At 39.9% G+C, this 16988-nt stretch carries 17 protein-coding genes; 6 read left to right on the top strand and 11 right to left on the bottom strand.

The window, feature by feature from the left end:
• From PHP90_RS14005 to PHP90_RS07000, 3 genes are all read right to left on the bottom strand, one after another.
• The coding region (locus PHP90_RS14005; RefSeq protein ID WP_366141107.1) for a hypothetical protein at positions 1-87 on the bottom strand (87 nt) is incomplete at its 3' end.
• Positions 88-288: 201 nt separating this feature from the next.
• Positions 289-1281, bottom strand: coding sequence for an ABC transporter substrate-binding protein (locus tag PHP90_RS06995; RefSeq protein WP_299927341.1), 993 nt, complete (start codon positions 1279-1281; stop codon positions 289-291).
• A 1-nt stretch (position 1282) separates the two neighbouring features.
• Positions 1283-3481, bottom strand: a complete 2199-nt coding sequence (locus PHP90_RS07000; protein WP_299927345.1) for a TonB-dependent receptor — start codon at positions 3479-3481, stop codon at positions 1283-1285.
• Between the two features lie 213 nt (positions 3482-3694).
• Here PHP90_RS07000 and PHP90_RS07005 point away from each other — a divergent pair, with 213 nt between their 5' ends.
• Both PHP90_RS07005 and PHP90_RS07010 read left to right on the top strand, forming a co-directional pair.
• On the top strand, positions 3695-4258 hold the full coding sequence (locus PHP90_RS07005; RefSeq protein WP_299927348.1) for a hypothetical protein: 564 nt from the start codon (positions 3695-3697) through the stop codon (positions 4256-4258).
• Positions 4259-4361: 103 nt separating this feature from the next.
• Entirely contained in the window at positions 4362-5939 is a 1578-nt protein-coding gene (locus PHP90_RS07010; protein ID WP_299927351.1) for a diguanylate cyclase, read from the top strand.
• Here PHP90_RS07010 and PHP90_RS07015 read toward each other — a convergent pair.
• The 8 genes from PHP90_RS07015 to PHP90_RS07050 form a co-directional block, all read right to left on the bottom strand.
• Positions 5936-6388: a GNAT family N-acetyltransferase gene (locus PHP90_RS07015; RefSeq protein ID WP_299927355.1), complete on the bottom strand. Its 453-nt coding sequence runs from the start codon at positions 6386-6388 to the stop codon at positions 5936-5938. The two genes, PHP90_RS07010 and PHP90_RS07015, sit on opposite strands and share 4 nt — an antisense overlap.
• On the bottom strand, positions 6378-6656 hold the full coding sequence (locus PHP90_RS07020; protein ID WP_299927358.1) for a hypothetical protein: 279 nt from the start codon (positions 6654-6656) through the stop codon (positions 6378-6380). The genes PHP90_RS07015 and PHP90_RS07020 overlap by 11 nt, the downstream gene beginning before the upstream one ends.
• 10 nt (positions 6657-6666) lie before the next feature.
• A complete protein-coding gene (locus PHP90_RS07025) occupies positions 6667-6864 on the bottom strand; it encodes a CCE_0567 family metalloprotein (protein ID WP_299927360.1) in 198 nt (65 codons plus the stop codon).
• 36 nt (positions 6865-6900) lie between these two features.
• Complete coding sequence (locus PHP90_RS07030) at positions 6901-7125, bottom strand: FeoA family protein (protein ID WP_299927362.1); 225 nt, start codon at positions 7123-7125, stop codon at positions 6901-6903.
• 9 nt (positions 7126-7134) lie between these two features.
• Entirely contained in the window at positions 7135-7962 is an 828-nt protein-coding gene (locus PHP90_RS07035) for a GNAT family N-acetyltransferase (protein ID WP_299927364.1), read from the bottom strand.
• Entirely contained in the window at positions 7953-9068 is a 1116-nt protein-coding gene (gene nifV, locus PHP90_RS07040; protein ID WP_299927366.1) for a homocitrate synthase, read from the bottom strand. Before nifV ends, PHP90_RS07035 begins: the two co-directional genes overlap by 10 nt.
• A gap of 10 nt (positions 9069-9078) precedes the next feature.
• Positions 9079-10494 carry a nitrogenase cofactor biosynthesis protein NifB gene (gene nifB / locus PHP90_RS07045; protein WP_299927368.1) on the bottom strand — a complete coding sequence of 472 codons (1416 nt, stop codon included), beginning with the start codon at positions 10492-10494 and terminating at the stop codon, positions 9079-9081.
• A gap of 158 nt (positions 10495-10652) precedes the next feature.
• Positions 10653-13445, bottom strand: coding sequence for an EAL domain-containing protein (locus PHP90_RS07050; protein ID WP_366141106.1), 2793 nt, complete (start codon positions 13443-13445; stop codon positions 10653-10655).
• Between the two features lie 149 nt (positions 13446-13594).
• Here PHP90_RS07050 and PHP90_RS07055 point away from each other — a divergent pair, with 149 nt between their 5' ends.
• The 4 genes from PHP90_RS07055 to PHP90_RS07070 all read left to right on the top strand — a co-directional run bounded on the left by PHP90_RS07055 (position 13595) and on the right by PHP90_RS07070 (position 16987).
• On the top strand, positions 13595-14038 hold the full coding sequence (locus PHP90_RS07055) for a hypothetical protein (protein WP_299927373.1): 444 nt from the start codon (positions 13595-13597) through the stop codon (positions 14036-14038).
• 68 nt (positions 14039-14106) lie between these two features.
• A complete protein-coding gene (locus tag PHP90_RS07060; protein WP_299927376.1) occupies positions 14107-14613 on the top strand; it encodes a hypothetical protein in 507 nt (168 codons plus the stop codon).
• Between the two features lie 164 nt (positions 14614-14777).
• On the top strand, positions 14778-16346 hold the full coding sequence (locus tag PHP90_RS07065) for a DUF2138 family protein (protein ID WP_299927379.1): 1569 nt from the start codon (positions 14778-14780) through the stop codon (positions 16344-16346).
• The gene (locus tag PHP90_RS07070) at positions 16319-16987 is read left to right on the top strand and encodes a DUF1175 family protein (protein ID WP_299927382.1); all 669 of its coding nucleotides are present in this window, start codon (positions 16319-16321) and stop codon (positions 16985-16987) included. The genes PHP90_RS07065 and PHP90_RS07070 overlap by 28 nt, the downstream gene beginning before the upstream one ends.
• Position 16988: the final 1 nt, after the last annotated feature.

Consider the following 16988-nt stretch of genomic DNA (forward strand, 5'->3'; position numbering starts at 1 on the left):
TGCCAATGTATTTTGAGATGTGGTAGATTTACCGATCCCACCTTTTCCGTAGAACGCGATTTGTCGCAAGCTAGCTGCTCCAGCCATGTTATCCCCTTATTTTTGAACTTCACTTAGGTTGATGCATCCGTCGTTCTATGGTTTTTTGCGACATTTTCTAAAACGATACGACAAAATAGAATTTTGATGACAAATTTGTAGGAATAGGTTTTGCAGGGGGCAAACATTTAAATTTTTGTCTCATTTTTCATAGTTCCATAACAAAGATTTTATTCTTTGCTTTGGAATTTATGGATTTAAGATCTGTGTTATTTCATCATCATTCAATTTGTAGTTTAAAAAGTGTGCGTAAAAATCCAATACTTCTTTTCTTATAGAGATATCTTTAAAGGCATCCGGAAAAAATATCTCTGCAGCCCACATCACAGCCAATGGCTGTTCAGGCGTATAGTGTGACCATACATGTGCTCCCATCGGCATTACAAAAACTTTTTTATTTTTGACAGCATTAATAGATGCAAATCTTTGATCTTTATAAAGTAGATCGATCTCTTTTTTATTCCATACAAATAGATAATCCGGATTCCATGTCAATAACTGTTCTATATTTAGCGCTGCATGATCTTTTTGCCCTTTTGCAACATTTATCCCACCCGCATTTTCTATCATCCATGTTGCGGTTGATGTCATCGGCAAAGATAGATTTGTATAATTCATATAGAGGGCTTTTGGTTTTACTTTTACATTAGATACCCGTTTAGTGACACTCTTCAATGTATCATCATAATATTGGTTGTATTCTCGTGCACGCTCTTCTTTACCCATGATGCTTCCCAGCAAAGTCATGGTACGTTTAATACTCACAGGACTGTCCCAATAGAGTGCTACCACCGGAAACCCTTTTTTGGTCAAATTCTCTGCACTTATTTTATTGACGACAAAAACTACGTCATACGATAAACTGCTCAAGGTCTCGCTATTAACATCCCAGCTCGGACCTCCGTTAGATACAATCGGCTCTGTTGCGATTTTAGGGGCGAATATCGATTGAAATTTCCAATTTTTCCCGCTCATATATCCGGGCATCCCATTTTGTATCGTATCCGCACATCCCAGCGCAAATAAAAATGCGTTAACCGCCGGCGTACCGCCGGCAGTAACCACTTTGTTTACAGAAGCAGGTATCTCGACACTACGCCCGGTCATATCAATAATCGTTTTTGTCTGAACCGCCGATACAATCGAGGAAATGACTAAGAATAAAAAGAGAAATATTCTCATCTTAGAACTTTAATGCCAGGGTGGCCATTGCGGTAAACGGAGCCCCCGGATAATATAAAGCGCTGTTTGTTCCGCTGTCATCGAGATCATTTTTGATGATTGCAATGTATTTTCTGTTTAACATATTTTGAAGAGACAAAGATGTAGAAATCTCTTTGAATCCTCCAACATTGTGTTTAACATACCCGCACTCCATGTCCATCGTAGTGTAGGAAGGGACTTTCTGGGTATTCAAGATATCGCCGTATCGTGAATCGACATATTTAAGTGCCGGAGAAAGATAAAAACCGTCATATTTAAAGATACTTCCCACTTTAAAAAGCCATTTCGGAGCATCGGGGACCTGATTTCCGTCTACCGCCAGCAATGCGCCCCCTGTCGTTAGCAGATTCTGTGTGAAATTCAATCTATTATATGAGAGAGCGCTAAAGAGTTCCACATCGGCAACCGGCACATATAGTGCGCTAAGTTCAAATCCTTTCCCCTCTGCTTGTGCATTGCTTTGGTAATAGTTCAAATTGACCACAGGGTCATATACAGTCACTTGTTTATTCACGTATTTCGAATAATAAAGGGTCGGTTCAACACTCCAATTTTCCCCTTTGATTTTCATACCGATATCAAAAGTATCCGACGTTTCGAGTTTGAGCGTATCCCAGATATCCTGTAGCGATATCCCGTGAGACTGGAAAACGGCTTTTTTACTCTTATAGATAGAAAAGAGCGGACCGTTCCATGGATTTGCATACCCTTTGGCATAGTTTGCGTTAAGACTCATATCGGGCGAGAGCTCATAGCTGAGATTCAAAGTTGGCAGAACCTTTTTAAAGGTAATCTCATTAACATGCAGATCAGGATCGATCGTCGCACTTGCCATCGCTGCATCATACGATACGTCTCCTGCTGTCGTTGTGTAGCCTTGGATACTCGGAAGTTTCATTTCCAGATACCGGACACCCGCTTGAACTTTCCAATCATCCGTCTCTTTTTTGAGCATCAGGAATGGGCTGTTGAACTCTCTACTTCCGATATCGTTTAACATCCCCCATGAACTGAATACCAGCTGTCCATTATTGATACTATAGCTCTTTTGGCCTGTTGGGGGTGGAATAGTGTCGATTTTTTGATACCAGTAGCCTATCGCAGCATCCAGCCAAGCAAAGTTTTTATCGTACCGTACGACTACACCGTTTTGTTCTTGCTCCATGTCCATCTTACTGACGACATTACTGGTGGCGTTATACGATAAACGATAGCCATCCGTATCAATATGGTAGGGCTTGATCGATAATATACCTTCTAGCAGTTTGGCTTGGATATTTGCCTGAACAAGATTCTCTTTGAAATGCTGTTTATTAAAATCGTAATAGTATTTGTCATTTGCCGCACTGCCAGTCAGTTCCGTATTGAAATCAAAATCGTAATTGGCCGAGAGATCACTGGCCAGTGCATAGGTAAGCCCCCGATAATCGTTTCGCTCGATGTCATTGTGCGCTGCCAAAATATCGATACTCAGTGCATCAGTAATCGGAACCGTCATTCCTGCTTCAATATTATCTCTATCACTTTTTCCCTTACCTCTGAACTTATCGACCTCCGAATGCGAAAGAGAAATAAAGAACTTTGTATCATATGCCAATTTTCCGCTATCGACACGAGTAAAGGTTCTCGAAAATGATCCACCCCCAAAAGCTTGTTTTATATAGACTTCGAAATCATCCAACGCTTTTCTGGTTTTTAGATCCAGTGATCCGGCATTATTACCAAAGCCGAAACCGCTATCGCCATTCGAAGGACCGCTGACAAAACTCATACTGCTGATATTTTCCATATCGAGTATGCTTCCCATAGCCCCTTGACCTACATTTACAACAGAGGGAACACCATCATTTGTAAGTGCGAACCGACCGAACGTATCAGCATAAAGCCCACGGATTCGAAAAGAGTTTTGATCTAAAGAGAGTCCATAAGCATCTGTTTGAGCCATATGAACTGAGGGCTGCATATCTAGTGCTTTATAAGGATTTGTCTGACCGGCACCAACCCTATTATCGATGTTTGCTTTTGTAATATTTTTGGTATTGGCCTCATCCATATCTACTCTGTCCGTAACCTCGATTTTTTCAATCTCTAACGTCTCTGCTAACAATGATGATGTAATAATAGACACAGCACCCAATATCAATGGATATTTTTTCATCTTTTTTCCTTTTTTAGTTTTTAATGCTCTATCAAATAGCTCTACATTTCTGATAAAACATACAATTTCAAAATTATATCGTTATATACTTTTTGATATAATGCTTTTTATGGGAAAAAGATGTTTAATTTTGCATTCATTGATTAAAAAATAAGCGATGACGATGATCGAAAATTATTTCAAACCGATACACTTCCATTAAAAAGGGCGGATATGACCAATAAAGAAAAATCAATATACAATTTCCATCAGGCTCGTACATCGCATATCCGCTGGGTCAATGCGATCAAACTGCTTGTCTCTGGGATCGAAGTGCCTGAACATACTATTCATCTTAGCCCTACCGATTCATTATTCGGTCAATGGTTTTATGATGAGGCCATGCTCTTTTCCCAAGGAGTATCCCGTATGGTGCTTGAAGAGATTGAAATACTGATGCTCTCATTGCATGATAAGTATACGAAGATTTACCCTATCTATTATAAGAATAAAAAGAAATCCCTTTTAGGCGGATTGATCGGTGCTAAAAATAAAGTAAATGAACATGAAATCGAGCTTTCTCACCGTTATTATGAAGAGATTATTCATCTCTCTGATAAACTCAAACATAAGCTCCGTATTTTAGAAAGTCAGATTATGAGCATGGGTGATGATAAATTTAATCTTATTGCCGGTTTTTCAAAAGCAGCCGTTTCCGTTAATACAGAACTGTTGACTTCCGAATCCGACAACAAAGAAGATGACGCGTATTTTTACGGAACGAGAGGGAGAGGATGAGCTTTTCTCTCAGTCAGCTCATTCATAGAATAAAATAGAAATCTTATATCTGCTACAATTCAATTATAACTACCTAATCAATACTTTTTCTAAATGAGAATACATGCTCCAGTACATCGATTACATCTATTTTTTCTACGGCCTTGCATTTTTCCTGTTCGGCTTTAGCATTCTTCATTATCCGATGGAGAATTCTATTTTCAAATTCACCCGTGAATTAAAATATTTAGGTGTATTTGGGATTCTCCATGGAATATCCGAATGGCTCGTTATGTTCAAATCCATGGGCGGAAAGGAAACGGAAGAATTATTTTATATCAGCAGTTTGATTACAATGAGCCTCTCGTACGGTGTCCTTTTCTATTTTTCTCTACGTGTTATTTGGAATAAAAAGTATTCGATGATAACTCTTGTTCTTATTACTTTAGGGTTAGTTGCATTATTAGTAGGTTTTCATAATGTAACGTTAGACAATATTAATATTTTAGTCCGCTATTTCCTTGGTCTTCCCGGAATTTTTATGACTGCCTATATATTTTATCATCCGGTCTACCTCGTCCAAGGCTCCGTATATGCTTCTATGAAACGGTGTGCCTATTTCCTTGCAAGTACTTTTTTCCTATATGGTATTTTCGCAGGACTCATTGTTCCTGTCGGAACATTTTTCCCCTCATCCATACTCAATGGAGAATCTTTTGAAGCATTTACCTCTTTACCCGTAGAACTGTTTCGCGCACTCTGTGCAATGGCGGCAGGCTATGCAATCACGCAGATCCTTCGTGTATTTAAACACCAAACCGACTTTCATCTTCTCCGCCTCTCAAAAGCGCTTGAAGAGAGTGGTGATACGGTCGTCATCACTGATTTACAAGGTAAAATCGAATACGTCAACCGAGCATTCGAGCAACAATCAGGCTATCTGGCACAGGAAGTCATCGGTCATACACCGAGCATGCTCCGTTCCGGCGAGCATCATAGCTCCTTTTATCAACATTTATGGAATACAATTCTTTCAGGGGAAACCTATCAAGGCATCCTCACAAATAAACGAAAAGACGAAACACTCTACAATGAGTTTAAAACGATCGTCCCACTCAAAAACAAGCGTCAGGAACTCACCAGTTTCATCTCAACCGGAAAAGATATCACGTCACGGATCATCTTTGAACACGAACTGGAAAAAGCAGCTTCTACCGATCCTCTGACCAATGCAGCCAACCGCTTGCAATGTAATCGATGGCTTAAATTAGCAACGGAACATGCCCAAGACACCAATATTTCAGTAGCACTGATTCTCTTTGATATCGATGACTTTAAAAAAGTTAACGATACCTTCGGTCACAATACCGGAGATGAAGTCCTCATTCAAATAGCCGCAATTGTCCGTACTATGGTGAGAAGCAATGATATGTTTGCACGTTGGGGTGGAGAAGAATTCGTCATTTTACAGATTGATACTCCGTATGAAGGAACAATAGCACTTGCCGAAAGGCTTAGAAAAGAGATAGAGAAATCTGTCTTTGTCAATGTCGAAAAACTGACTATTAGTATCGGTGTTGCGCAATACAATGGAGATGAGAGCATCGAATCCTTTGTTAAAAAAGCGGATGATGCTATGTATCAGGCAAAAAGGGAAGGAAAAAATAAAGTTGTCGTGAATCAAAGAGAAGTAAATCCCTAAAGATTCCGATAAAGAAGCCCCATATTGCTCGATTTAAATTCAAATGTTTTATAAAAATCGAGTGCCGCATCGTTGCGTCTGTCTGCACCGAGAGAAAGACGTACATAACCTAATTGCACAGCCTCTTCAATCATCGAATCCAAAAGCAATCGCCCTATTCCCCTCCGTCGATACTCTGAAGAGACAATCATATCCTCGATCAAACCTACACGTGTTCCGCAGGCTGTAGAGATAAGACTCTGCATCGAAAGCATCCCGATAACATGATCCGAATATGTGGCGACAAGAATCTTTGCATCCGGTTTTTGCAAAAGCAATTCCAACCCTTCCCGCTGTTTAGCCGAATCGATGATAAAATCATCTTCAATCGCAAAAAGTTCCGATAATAATCCGGTCATAGCCTCTATATCATCAGCATACGCATAACGAATTTGTATATCAACGCCCATTTTTCATCCGTTCTAAAAGTTCACCCAGCTTATCATGACGTAATTGAATCAAACGCTCGATTTCATCGTAATCGAATTTACCGAAATAAGCCATATCAAACAGTCTGAGAAGAGCTGCGCGACAGCAGCTTTTGTCACACTCTGTGACGAGTTTTTTCGCTTTTTTATACGGAAGATCGGTCTCTTGGAAAATCTTGATTGCATCTGCTACATTCTTGCATCCGCATTCACAGATTTCAAGGGCTAAAACTTCTTCCTTCGTAGCCATGACCCACCCCTTAGAGGGAGTGCTCTGCCTTGTAACTATTTGCCTTTTCGACGGCTTCATACAATTTTTGGGCGAGTTCCGGCATTTTTACATGATTTGTCCAAACCGTATCTTCTACAATATCATGAATTTCTGATGCGATTTCAACGGCAAAACGTTTCAATTTTGCTAACTCTTTTTTATGATCTAGTTCAGTCATTTCCGACATATTTTATCCTTTTTGTTTAATTTGATATAACTAAAGTTAGGCAACACGTATCTCAATGTGGCGTGCTTGTTCTTTCCCTAATGCAACAACACGTTCACCGATCTGAACCTGAACGCTGCTTTTAAAGAGACCGTAACGCTTTACACATAGCGTTGCATTTGGACAAATGCCCATAGCGCACAAATGATCTTTTAACGTTTCATCAAGTGCTATGGATAAGACTCTGCATTTTTCATTCACACAGGTTTCAAGAAGATTCATATCTAATCCTTACAGTGAAAATGCATAAATATTTTCAAATTTTACAGGATGAAAATCGCCGTAACACATATGCAAGAACGTCCCTTTTTGTTGAAAATGGTAGTCTTCAAAAAGTTTAACCGCACGCTTATTACCCAACGGAACATCTGCCAAGACTTTCTTGAGCCCTCTAAAGTACAAGACACCCTGCATCATTTTCTCTGCTTCGTCATCAAAACCTTCACGACATTGCCAAGGACCCAGATAAACACCCCGTGCATTAATAACGCTGGAGTGCTGAAACGAATTTGGTAATGCAAATTTGAGTGAGCTGTTACGCTCCATCTCATCGAGCATAAAGCCCATTCGATCTTCACCAAATGTTTCAAAATCGATTTTACGGATAGTAGCATCGAAATTACCGCCATCAAGCTCTTTTGCCTGTGCATTGGTAAAACTAAACGGCGGTACTTTTCCTACATTGAGAAAACGGCCTACTTCCATAACGCTCTTAAAACCGCTCTTTTCAAAAAAGCTTATCAAATGAGGGTTTGCATGAAGATAGACGGAAGGGTGCTCATCTTTTAATACTCCGAAAAGAGTATTAAACAAACGTCGTCCGATTCCTTGTTTTTGGTGGCTTGGCTTGACCATAAAATATTTTATCATTGCGGAGCGCTCAAACTCAACAGCCATCACGGCACCGACCAAAACACCCTCTTCATACGCTCCGTAACATAAATGAGGAGCATGCATCATCATGAGTTTGACATGATAACCATCGAGCAGCCAACCTACATCTTCAGCAATTTTAATGAGCTCCGGAACATCCACATATTTGAGCCATCCTATATACATATTGCATCCTGATAAAGTGATTTAAGTTCACTGATGTCGAGTACACGCTTACGTGAAGTGACAATCTCTCGGATTTTCGGGAGCATATCCCGAAGTATTCCGGTATCGGCAGTGATTCCCATCCGTGCAAGATGGTAGCTTATAGTCGCACTCCCAGAGTGCTTGCCGATAGGAAATGAACTTTGTAAACCAACTTCTTCTGCCTCGTAAGGCTCATACGCGTGAGAATCTTTCATCATGCCGCTTGCATGGATGCCGCTCTCATGGGCAAAAATATTTTCACCCACGACAGGAGCATTGGAAGCGAGCGCTACATTTGCAGCTGCTGCTACTGTTTGAACCAAATTTCGGATTAGGTGTGCATCTATGGGACGTGCTTCACCGTAGAGATGTTTAAGTGCCATGAGAATCTGTTCAAACGAAGCGTTCCCAGCACGTTCTCCCAATCCGATTACGGTTGTATTCATACTGATAGCCCCTGCATCAATACCGCTGAGGGCATTGGCATTGGCAAGACCAAAATCATTGTGTGTGTGCATTTCAATCGGGAGGAGATTCAGGTCACATAATGACTTAATTGCAGTGTAGGTTTGTGTAGGTGTCATAACACCGATTGTATCGCAGTAACGGAATCGTGATGCACCGCACTCACGGGCAAGTTCCATAACTTCTTTGATAAATTCATGGCTCCCTCTGGAGCTGTCTTCACCGCCGATGCAAACAAATAATCCCTCACGCGTTGCAGATGTGACAACACGTTCGAGTTCACTTAAAACTTTGGCTTTACTGCCGCCGAATTTAACATCGATAAGAAGATCAGAGACAGGAATGGAGAGATCGACTGCTTTTATCCCGCAAGAGAGAGAAGCATCCAAATCTTCCATTTTCATCCGATTCCACGTCATCATACGAGCCTTTAGCCCCAGGGCTAAAAGCTCTTTTATATCATCACGTTCTTTGACACCCATTGCTGCAATACCGATTTCAAGTTCATCCGCACCGCACGCATCAAGAAGCGTTGCGATACGAAGTTTTTCTTCCGTATTGAATGCAACATAAGGAGCTTGTTCCCCGTCGCGTAATGTGGTGTCATTGATGAGTGCCATAATAGGCTCCTTAGTTCACTTCTGCGTTTTCATCCATACCAAAGTATTTGCGTGATGCTTTGAGTACCGAAATTTCGATCGGCTCATACGCATAACTTTGATCGGCAATGATTCCGGCAGCTTTAAGATCATCTTGAGGACATCCGCCGATTTTAGCCGTAAGGATCAATTGTACGTCTTTGAGTTTTTCCAAGATTGGAGCCAATGGATTGGTTCCGTCCGGACCTGCACAGTATTCGTAATCAACTTTACGGTGATGGATAAATCGGATACCTTTATCACCGGCTTCGTAGATCAAGAACTCTTTAACACTTCCGAAATGTTGGTTAATCATCCCCTCACCGGCAGTTGTTACCGCTACAAGGATAGTCACACCGGTAGAGCTGAGTTCTTCTTTCTCTTTACGAACACGCTCATTCGCTTGATCGAGGAAGAATCGGAACTCTTCGATTTTTGCTTGGGCTGCCTGACGTGCTTCAAGATCGTATTTGATTTGAAGTTCGTCGAAGCTAAGACCTGCGAAGGTATCTTTTGTAAATTCAGCTCCACGGTCTTCACCGATAAGACCAACTGCATCCGCACGGCATTGACGGCAGTGCTGCATCAATTTCATATCCATACCGCATGCTTCTTGAACCGCCATTTGCTCTTGGTCAGTAGCACTCGGTACTCCGTCAAGGGCAAATTTTGTTCCGAACTCAGGCTCAGATAGGATCGGCATGATGTTATGTAAGAAAACACCGATCTCTTTAAGCTTTTTGGAAACTTCCGGAAGGTGTTTATCATTGATGCCCGGGATAAGAACTGAGTTTGCTTTGATCAAGATCCCTTTCTCAACGCATTTTTTCATCCCTTCGAGTTGATTTTCCAAAAGAATTTGTGCCGCTTCTTTACCATAGATACGTTTGTTATTATGGAAAATCCACGGATAGATTTGACTTCCGATCTCGCCTGTTTCATCAACACTGTTGATCGTTACAGTAATATGATCGATATTGTATTCAACCATTTCATCGATAAAGTTCGGCAATTCCAAACCGTTTGTTGAAAGACAAAGTTTAAGATCCGGTGCAAATTCGCGAACCATTCCGAATGTCTCAAAAGTTTTCTTCGGATTGGCTAACGCATCTCCCGGACCCGCGATACCGAGTACGCTCATACGTTGTACTTCACCACCGACGAGAAGTACTTTTTTTGCTGCTTCTTCAGGAGTGAGACGCTCTGACGTTACCCCCGGACGACTTTCATTTGAACAGTCGTATTTACGATTACAATAATTGCATTGAATATTACACGCCGGTGCTACCGCAACGTGAATACGGGCATAGTGATGGTGCGCCCCCTCTGAATAACATGGATGATTGTGTATCTTCGCTTGAATATCTTCGGGCATAAAAGATTCATTTCCGCTTGAGGAACAACTCATAATAACTCCTTTGTAAGTGTCATTAAATGATTCACAACCTCATCCGGTGGCAACCATTTTCTAAAAGGGTTAATGCAATGAATGTTCTATAGGTTTAAAAAGGAGAGTTCAACAAAAAGTGACGTTTTTGTAGCAGTTACAACCGAAGCCTACAGAAATTAGAGTTTGATTGTCGGTTGTGGAGTAGAGAAGAGGTATCCTTGTGAATACTCAACACCAAGATTCATTAATGTTGAAAAGATCGCTTCATCTTCAACAAACTCCGCAATAGTCTCTATCCCTTTTTTACGAGCAAAAAAGAGAATACTCTCTACCGTCAGAAGATGATCTTTATCGTGATTAATATTTTTGATCAGTGAACCGTCGATTTTAATATAGTCAACATCCAGCTTACTGAGATAGCTGAAATTCGAATATCCGGTTCCAAAATCATCGATTGCGATTTTACAGCCGAATTGTTTTACATGCCGTATAAAATCAATGACCTCTTCATAATTGACAATCCCTTCGGATTCAACAATCTCAAAAACAAGACGCTTTGATGCAGATGAAAGTTCTACCATTTTATAGATATAGGAACGTGTTTCGTCCGAAATAATATCGTTAACGGTTAAATTCAGAGAGAATTCATACTCAACTTTTTCAAAAACAGCAAAAGTCTTGGCAATCATTATCCGTGTCAATTTATCGTATAGTTTTGTTTTTTTGGCATGTTCCAAAAACCAAAATGGACTTAAAACTGTACCGTCAGGTTCTATCAATCGAATGAGTGATTCGTATTTAACAATTTGTCGGGTTTGATTGTCTACGATTCCCTGAAAATACGGAACAATACGATCATCATCAATCGCCGATTTGATCTTATCAAAGATCCAGATATTATTACGTGTTTTTTCACTCAAAGCGGTATTGTCGTTAAAAATAATCAATTTTTCCCGTTGTTCTTTGGCCTCTTTGAGAGCCATGTGTGCTAGATTATAAACATCTGTATAGGGTGCATGGGCGATACCTGCAGAGATATTTACCGATATTTCATGTCCGCTAATACTGTATTTAAAATTTTCAAGTTTATTGATCTGTTCAATAACATAATCTCTTAATGTCTCATCAAATGGGCGTGTAATGCAGATAAGTGCAAATTCATCCCCACTGATACGATAGAGATAATTATGTTCGGAAATTAACTCAAGCCGCATACCGAATGCTTTTAGAAGTCCATCTCCGATTTCATATCCAAAATAATCATTAATGGTTGAAAATCTATCAATATTAAGCAATATTAGAGTAATTTCATCTTCTCCGCTTTCCAAATCTCCGAGCAATGCAGTCCGGTTTTTTAATCCGCTGAGAGGATCGATCAATTGTCGTCGGATAATTTGATCTTTTGCGATTAGCTCAGTAACATTAACACGTGCAGCAATGTATTCTACAATCTCACCATTATCATCAAAAATAGGTGCGATTACTGTTTTAACATGATAAGTTTCGCCATATTTAGAAAGATTTTTAAATGTCTTTTTCCAGATATTTCCACTCATAATGGTGTCCCAAAGATCTTTGAAAATCTCAGATGGAGTATCCGGATGGCGAACAATATTATGATTTCTACCGATCAATTCTTCGCGAGAGTAACCGGAAACCTCACAAAATGTATCATTAACATAAGTAATTAATCCGTTTGCATCTGTTTTAGAGACGATGGAACTTTCATCAAGCACCATTTTGTATTGATCTAGAATTTTAATATTATCATCTAATTCATGTTGTGTTACATTGACCAGATGCGTCAAAGATTTTAACATCGTATGGCGATGTTCAATGGTATCTCTTTGTTTGTAATGTATAGAATTTAAAACATTATTCTCACTTAGTGAGAGTGTAGTTGTCGTAATATTTAGCAACTGATTACTAGAATCAGAGTGAAAAAACTCTCCAAACGTAAAAAATCCTGCCGTTGGGGCAATATCGTTAATAAGACCAAATTCATAATTGAGTTGTTCATTAAAAAAAAGTTTTCTTGCCGAACATGAATAAATATAGGTTGCTTCTACCGGGGAAGAAGCAATCGTATTACGAATATCGATAGCATGATCAAGTACCTCATCAACATTTCCAATCGCGAAACGTACTTTTTCATTAATATTAAAATGACCTACATATGTTAAAGCATCATCATCAGTTTTAGCAATAATATCCCGAGCTATACGGATTCCGTCATTGATTTTTATAAGGGGAAATTCAATGGTATTAATGGGTCCATGATTAAATATATCTATACCCAAATAATGTCTATATAATTCCATTACAGGACGATTATCAATCTCATAAATAATATTTTTGTCAACTTTAGTAACCATCATCTCTTTACCGATAGATGTCCAGTTTAGTGAATAGGCATTATGAACTTGAAGAGTGTCACTGTCTAACACGGCGATCACAATACCATCTTCGTATATAGTGCTATCTTTGAAAATATAGGTTCGGGTAAACGTCAAATCGTCTCCCGCATTCCCCCCCGCAATGACCACATCATTGCAAACCGATGTAAACCCATTTAAAAAGGATTCCGAATCGCTTTTAAGCCCTTCGCTCAGCGCAATACACACTTTTGTACGATCGGTCAGTATCTCTTGAGCAACACGTACTCCGTGAGGATAATCTGAACGGGGATAATAATAGGTTTTGACAGAAGTAGCATCAAATAGAGAAACCGAGACTATTATTTCTCTTGACGTCATAACCCCATTTATAATCTCTCCGGCAGTCGTGGCACCAATCAACAATGCATCCGGAAGCTTGGATGAAATGATATAGAGTACCGGTTGGATATATGTTTTATCCATTACTCCACTGAAGAGTTGAATAAAAATAGTCCCTGTATGCGAGGAAATCTGATCTATAAAAATTTCAAGCTTTTCTACAGTTACATATTTATGATTTAACAACTGCATAAAAACTCCCAATTTTGTAAGATACTCATACCTATTTTACTAAGTTATAGACTAAATGCTACTGAAATATTTTTACCTTATTCAATTGATGTGATAAAATTATATGAACAGAACTTGCATATTAAATTCTTAACATAAGGAGTTTAATTATGATGGTAGCCATTCCTATGGATGCGATGAAGCGTGTATATCACCAAAACCCCTGCAGTGCAACTATGTTTGCCATTTATGAAGTACTAGGTGAACGCAAAGATATCCGCTACCGTCACCACGAAACCCGTCTCAATCCATGGGAAAAACATGAGGGTGAAATGGTTCGTGATCCTAAGATGAAAGCATGCGAATGCGAATGCGAAACAGCACAGGATCCCCACCATATCAGCGAACATTACGCCCTGCTCGAAGTTATCGGAAAATGCGATTATTTACTAGTCGATCAATATTGTCTCAACACTCTCTTCGCTATGAAAAATGTCGGTATCAAAATTCACAAGTTACCGCCGTTTGTAAAAACGGCTGAAGAAGCGATTAATCACTTTCTTATCGGCAGTGAACTTACCGACAACTTGCAGTATATTCATCCCGTAGCCTAATATTTCGCCAAATAAGAACATTAAATGCATTTTTAACACTATATAATAAGTGTTAAAAAAGGTTCATCGTGCAAATCAATCATAATAATTCCATTCTTACTCTCGAAGATATGCCTCTGGATGTCGGATATAGTTCGGAAAAAGTCGATCTAAAAAACAGTGCAGGAGAAATTTTTTCTATTGGCGGACAAAACGGTGCGACACAGCTCCTCATCAGTGTCCCTTTTATCGACGATTCACTTATTTCACAATTAAGAGACTTTGATACTCTTCTATCCCTCAACGCACTTGGCGGAATTACAAAAGCACTTATCGTCGCAAATGATACACATGATTTACCTGCTCTTGAAGAGTGGTTGAGCGGATACGATTATGATGAAGCGTTCGGAGATTTTTACGGTGTCCGTCTTTCAAACAAAGAGCTTGCAAAATCACTTTTCATCATTTCCAAAGACGGAGCAGTCTTTTATCACGAAATCCTCAATGATCTCAACGAGCCTTTTAGTGTAGACAAAGCACTGGCTAAAATTGTTGCAGCTAACAGTTGCTATACAGGAAAAGGGTGTCACGGGTAATTTTTCCCCTGACTTAATCTCAACCGATTCTTAATTATATACAAGCTACTACTAGTCATTCAAAACTTAAATTCTACGCAAATTAATTATTTTAAACATATATGTGATATATTTCTCTTTTTAAATAATCTAAACAAGTACATTATTGATTATCAAGGAGTTCTATGCGGCGAATATGGATTGCTGTCGGACTTATTACCGTGTTTACCTCCGTCATTGTTGCAGTCAGTTTAAATAATGGCTATTTTCTAAAACCTTATCATTTCATAGGGACCCAATTAAGAGCGGATTTGAATCAGCCTGATGCCTATATCCGAACTAAAAGTCTCTCTTCTCTCCCTTCCGATTTATTACGTGTCCCTATAGCCCATGACGTCTTGACGGAAGATCTAGCGTTTTATTACGATAATCACGAAGACCGGTTAGGGGTAAGCGGTGCGATTAAACGGATTGCTTATGAGCATGATTTGGATTGGAGTGACAAAATTTTAGCCGGAGTTCTCAATGAACCGGCAGAAATAGCGTTATGGCGTGATGGACATGGCGCATTGCGTCACTATGCTATTGTTATAAAACGAAACGTATGGTCGAAACTCATCCAGCAGATTGCAACGGTTGCTGTAAACGACACCCAATTGACAAAAGCTGGCGAAATTACTACCCGACAAGGTAAAATTACCCTTTTTGCCCTCGAAATCAATCCCCATCGTACTTTCCTCATTATGAGCCAAAGAGATACCTTAGTTGTTTTATCCGATCCCGGACTCCTTTTAGATAATGAGGGAAATGTCATTAGCGAAGCCTCTAACACTATTAGCAGCTGGTTAGATAGTGATACGTTGTCCAAAAAATTTCTACTTAATGAGGCTTCTGCATCCGATAAACATACTTTAATTCTGCGTTCATCAGCATTAGCATTTGGTTATGATCCATTTATACCGGGATTTGAGGGAGTTCGATTTGACTTTGGAAACAGCTGGTCTACCTCTATGTGGATCAATCAGCAAAAATTGGGAAATTCGAAATTAGGAGATTATGCTTTATGGAAAGCTGCCCCTGCCAATCCTAGTGCTTGTATGGTTTTACCGCTTAAATGGGATTTATTGCACCAACTACTCACAAAAGCAGAAACAGAAGATAGCCTACCGCCATCAAACGAACTAAAAACACTCAATGGTTCTGTTTTAGCATGTTGGTATAACGAAGCAGGCTTGTATGCACCTGTATTTATAATCCATTCGGAATCCGCACTGGCGAATCGAAATAAATCTTTGCAAACATTGGCGGAATGGGCAATTGCTGATAAAAAAATTGTCGAAAAAATCTTTCCGAAAGATTCAGATGCTATCCTCTACAGCGGAGAGACTAATCAGGCTTCTATCGGAGCCAAAGGAAACTATATTGTTTTTTCTCCAAATACTCAATTAGTTGAAAAAACTTTTGATACGATGAGTCATCTTTATCCCAATGTAACTGATCAGGTTAAGACATCCGATGCTACTATGGCACTTTTAACACCGAAACCGCTTTCGTCTATGATTGAAAAAGAGGTAATTTCAGCCGTAGATGATACCGGAGACGCGAACCTACTCGCATTTACCCAAACCCATTTACCGCCTCGCATGAATGCTCTTGCACATTACCCTGCCTATCGGCTTGAACGACTGGGAGCGCTCAATCCCAAACAATCATGGCACGAAGTCCAATGGCAACCGATAGAAATCCGCCGATGACACGCCGTATATTTGTCACTGGAATATTAAGCTTCATTCCCCTAACACTCTGGAGTTCCCTAGCAGAGGAACGTTTTATCCTCACACCCGAACAATCTCGTATTTTTCGATCCTGGATGATACGGATTATTTCAGCCCAATTACGTTCTGGTCCCACTCCGAGATGGGAACAGCGTGACTGCGTCGGTTTGGTTCGCTTTGCTGTTGCCGAAGCATTGCAAACACATGATACAAAATGGAGACGCTCAAACAGCCTATCATGGTCACCTCTGCCTCCTGAACTCATTCTGAGCGCAAAACAAAAACAGTTTCGCCATCATTGGCACCATACGGATGGAACAGACTCAGCGTATATAAGTGCACTGGAACTGGTACAGGAAAATACCCTTTATCAGGGAAAAGACCCTAATCATGCACAGGCGGGAGACTTACTCTTTTTCGATCAAGGAGAATCCCAACATCTGATGGTATGGATGGGAAATTTTATCGCATATCACACTGGTACCATTACAGCTACGGATAATGGTCTTCGTTCTGTAACGTTTCACGATTTGATGGCTTGGAGTGACACACGATGGCACCCTTCACAAAACAATCCCAATTTTGCAGGCTTTTATCGCCTCAACTTTTTATCTGCCTAAA

It is taken from the genome of Sulfuricurvum sp. (genome assembly GCF_028712165.1).
Lineage (GTDB): Bacteria > Campylobacterota > Campylobacteria > Campylobacterales > Sulfurimonadaceae > Sulfuricurvum.